The sequence below is a fragment of the Pseudomonas sp. WC1 genome, assembly GCF_050586565.1.
In the GTDB taxonomy this organism is placed as follows: Bacteria; Pseudomonadota; Gammaproteobacteria; order Pseudomonadales; family Pseudomonadaceae; genus Aquipseudomonas.
Map to the genome: position 1 here is coordinate 1 of NZ_JBOBDQ010000109.1, position 3838 is coordinate 3838.

Sequence of the window (3838 nt, forward strand, 5' to 3'; positions counted from 1 at the left end):
CCCCCCCGGGTTGGGGGGGTTGTTCTTCCCCCGCGATGGCGAACGGAAGATCTGCGAATCAGGCGCGCTCGCCGCACAGGTCCAGCGCGAACCAGTGCTCCGCCGCCTGTACATCCAGCCCCGAGCCCAGCAACGCGAACAGCTTGCCCAGCGCCGCCTCGCGGGTCATGCCGCCGCCACTGACCAGCCCGGTGTCGCGCAGGCGGCTGCCGGCGGCGTAGGTGTCGAACACCACCGAGCCTTCCGGGCACTGGCTGATGGCAACGATCATCACGCCGCCCTGGCGGGCGTCGTGCAGCGCGTCGAGCAGCGCCTGGTCATCCGACGGGCCGGTGCCGCTGCCGTAGCACTCCAGCACCAGGCCCTGGATGCCGCTGTCGAACAGGCCGCGCAGGTGTTCGGCCGCAAGGCCCGGGAACACCGGCATGACCGCCAACTTGACCGGCTGGCGTGGCTGGCGGTAGTCCAGGCGGGTCGGCAGTTCCGGGGCACGCTCGCCATCACGATGGCGCGGCAGCACGGTGAAGGCGTCGAAGGCTTCGCTGCGCAGTTTCGAGGCGCGGCAGCCGTGCAGCAACTGGCCATGAAAATACAGCTGCACGCCGTCTTCCAGGCCGTTTTCGAACAGATTGAGCGCGCCGACCAGGTTGGCCCAGGCATCGCTGTCCGGGGCGCCGGCCGGCAGCATGGAACCGGTCAGCAGGACCGGCACCGGCAGGCCCAGCAGCAGGAACGAAAGGGCTGCGGCGCTGTACGCCAGGGTGTCGGTGCCGTGCAGCACCAGGACGCCGTCGTGGCCGTCGCGCTCGACCGCCTCGACGATGGCATCGCGCATCGCCAGCCAGTTGGCCTGTTGCATGTTGGCACTGTCGATCAGCGGGTTCAGTTCACGCAGCGCCCATTGCACCTTTGGCGCATCGCCGCAGGCGGCAAAGTGTTCGCGCATGCGCACTTCGAAGCCACCGGCCGGCGCGAGGCCTTCGGCGGTCTGCAGCATGCCGATGGTGCCGCCGGTGTAGAGGACGAGGAGATTCTTGACTGGACGCATGGGAGGATTCCGTAGCGATGTGGCTTTGCACGAAAAGTGCCTGCGCGACGATCAGGCGGCGTTGAAAACAGGCTCGGAATGCTCATTTACAACTTGTAAACTCCGCTTCCTCGCCTGTTTTCGCCTTGCCTGATCGCCGCTCGGCGACTTTTTGTACAAAGCCGCGCGAAGAAAGAGACAACCGCCCCGGGCGGGGCGGTTGTGGCAGGGCAGGGTATCAGTGCTGCGCTGGCGCCGGGGCGGCGGCTTTGTCAGCGGCTGTTTCAGCCTGCGGGTTGGCCGGCCAGGCGGCGCGGTCCAGGTCCAGGTCGGCGAACTTGCTGGAGTCGAACACTGGCTGCTTGATGCCCGCCTTGCGTTGGGCGTCGTAGTCGCGCATCACGCGCAGGCCGACCTTGAACAGCATGGCCAGGGCGATCAGGTTGACGAAGGCCAGGCAGGTCATGGTGATGTCGGCGAAGGCGAACACGGTCGACAGGTCCTGGGTCGAACCCCACACTACCAGCGCCAGCACCAGGCCACGGAAGGTCATCAGCACGGCACGGTTGCGGCTGAGGAACTGCAGGCTGTTCTCGCCCAGGTAGTAGTTGTAGAGGATGCAGGTGAAGACGAACAGCGACAGCGCGACGCTGACGAAGATGCGGCCCCAGTCACCGACCACGGCGGCCAGCGAGTTCTGGGTCAGGACGATGCCGTCACCTTCGAAGCCCGGGGTGTAGAAGCCCGACAGCAGGATCAGCAGCGCGGTGCAGGTGCAGATCACGAAGGTGTCGAGGAACACGCTGAAGGCCTGGACCACGCCCTGGGCGCCCGGGTGTTTCACGGCGGCGACGGCGGCCACGTTCGGCGCGCTGCCCAGGCCCGCTTCGTTGGCGAACACGCCACGCTTCACGCCCATGACGATGGCGCTGCCGAGCAGGCCGCCGAACGCCGGGTCGAGGCCGAAGGCGCTCTTGAAGATGGTTTCCAGCATGGCTGGCACGTGTTCGATCTGGGTGCCGATCACGTACAGGGTCACGCCGATGTAGGCCAGGGTCTTGACCGGTACCAGCAGGTCGGACACTGCGGCGATACGCTTGATGCCGCCGATGAAGGTGATGGCCAGCAGCACGGCGAGGACGATGCCGGTCTGCTTGGGATCGAAGGCGAAGGCGTTCTGCAGCGAGTGGGTCACGGTGTACGACTGCAGGCCGATGAAGGCGAAGCCGTAGGTGACCAGCAGCAGGATCGAGAACACGATGGCCATGCTTTTCAGCTTCAGGCCGTGCTGGATGTAGTACGCCGGGCCGCCGCGGTACAGGCCGTCGCCGTCGGCGCGCTTGTAGACCTGGGCCAGGGTGCATTCGAAGAAGCTGCTGGACATGCCCACCAGTGCGGTGACCCACATCCAGAACACGGCGCCTGGGCCGCCGAGGGTCACGGCGATACCGACACCGGCGATGTTACCGGCGCCGACGCGGCCGGCGAGGCTCAGCATCAGGGCCTGGAACGAGCTCAGTTGGCCTGCCTGGCCGCGAAGGGATTCCTTGAAGACGCCGAACATGTGGCCGAAGTGGCGGAACTGGACGAACCGCGAGCGGATGGTGAAGTAACCGCCGAGTCCGACGATCAGCACGATGAGGAGTTTCCCCGAAAGGAAATCGTTGAGTGCTTCGAGCATTGGAAAATGACCTCGATTCTTATTCTTCGCATGGAAAGACCAGCGGACGGCAGGCGCACCGCTATTCATTGGGGGCGCATGGTTGGCCATGACAACTATGGTTACAATTTCGCTGGTTGCTCCATTTTGGTGCGAGTTGATGCTAGAATGGCGCCACTCGCATCACCTGGACCCGCGTATCATGGGCGATCATTTCGCTATCAACCTCAAATTGGCCTGCAGCCATTACCGCTCTATCTCCGAGGTTTGCCGGCAGCTGTCGATCAACCGGGCGCAGTTCAACAAGTACCTGAGCGGCCAGAGCCGCCCGACGGCCTACAACCTCAAGCGCATCGGCGACTTCTTCGGCGTGGAGGACTACGAGCTGGGCCTGCCGCCCGAGCAGTTCGCCCGCCTGATCGGCGCACGTAACCAGCAGCAGCCTGTCGGCCCCCAGGACGACCCCATCAGCGAGCTGTTCAAGCCTCTGCATAAAGAAGCCGGCAACCTCTCGCGTTATTGCGGTTACTACTTCGAATATTCCAACTGCATGTCGGTGCCCGGTTCGATCCTGGTGTCGCTGGTGCACCTGTGGGAGGAGCGCGGCAGTTTCCTGTTCGAGCGCCAGGAGCGTCAGGAACGCAGCAGCGGCCTCGACCGGCATGCCGAGGTGCGCTGCCGCTACCTGGGCGCGGCGTTCCAGTTGCAGGACCGGATGTTCCTGATCGACTACGAGTCGCTGACCCTCAACGAAATGAGCCAGACCGTGCTCATCCCCAGTTTCAAGAGCCGTATCAGCCGCCTGAACGGTCTCAAGACCGGGGTTTCCAGCGGTGACCGGCGCAACCCGGCCTGCACCCGGGTGGTGTGGGAGTACCTGGGCGAGGAGATCAACCGCATCAACGCCTTCCGGCAGATCAAGCTGTACCGCCCGGACGATCCGCGCATCGACGACGATATCCGCGACCGTCTCAGTGCAGGGATGATCAGCAACGGGTTGTTCGAGATCGAGTAGCCACCATCACGACCTACTGGAGATTGCCCAGCCCTTCGACTGGCGATGTCGCGATGGGAGCAGCGTTTCCAGCGTCCTTGCGTGGGAGCGGGTTTGCCCCGCGATAGCGTCGGAACAGCAAACAAAGGGTGACCAA

General features: G+C 64.5%; 3 protein-coding genes. 1 reads left to right on the forward strand and 2 read right to left on the reverse strand.

What is annotated here, in order from left to right; translation table 11 throughout:
- Positions 1–58 precede the first annotated feature (58 nt).
- Together ACQ4OD_RS26205 and ACQ4OD_RS26210 are read right to left on the reverse strand one after the other, a co-directional pair.
- Positions 59–1048, reverse strand: coding sequence for an asparaginase (locus ACQ4OD_RS26205; RefSeq protein ID WP_430945208.1), 990 nt, complete (start codon positions 1046–1048; stop codon positions 59–61).
- A gap of 217 nt (positions 1049–1265) precedes the next feature.
- Entirely contained in the window at positions 1266–2708 is a 1443-nt protein-coding gene (locus tag ACQ4OD_RS26210; protein WP_023632679.1) for an alanine/glycine:cation symporter family protein, read from the reverse strand.
- 181 nt (positions 2709–2889) lie between these two features.
- On the opposite strand from ACQ4OD_RS26210, the gene ACQ4OD_RS26215 reads away from it, so the two are divergent.
- Positions 2890–3702 carry a helix-turn-helix domain-containing protein gene (locus tag ACQ4OD_RS26215; protein ID WP_023632678.1) on the forward strand — a complete coding sequence of 271 codons (813 nt, stop codon included), beginning with the start codon at positions 2890–2892 and terminating at the stop codon, positions 3700–3702.
- Positions 3703–3838 lie beyond the last annotated feature (136 nt).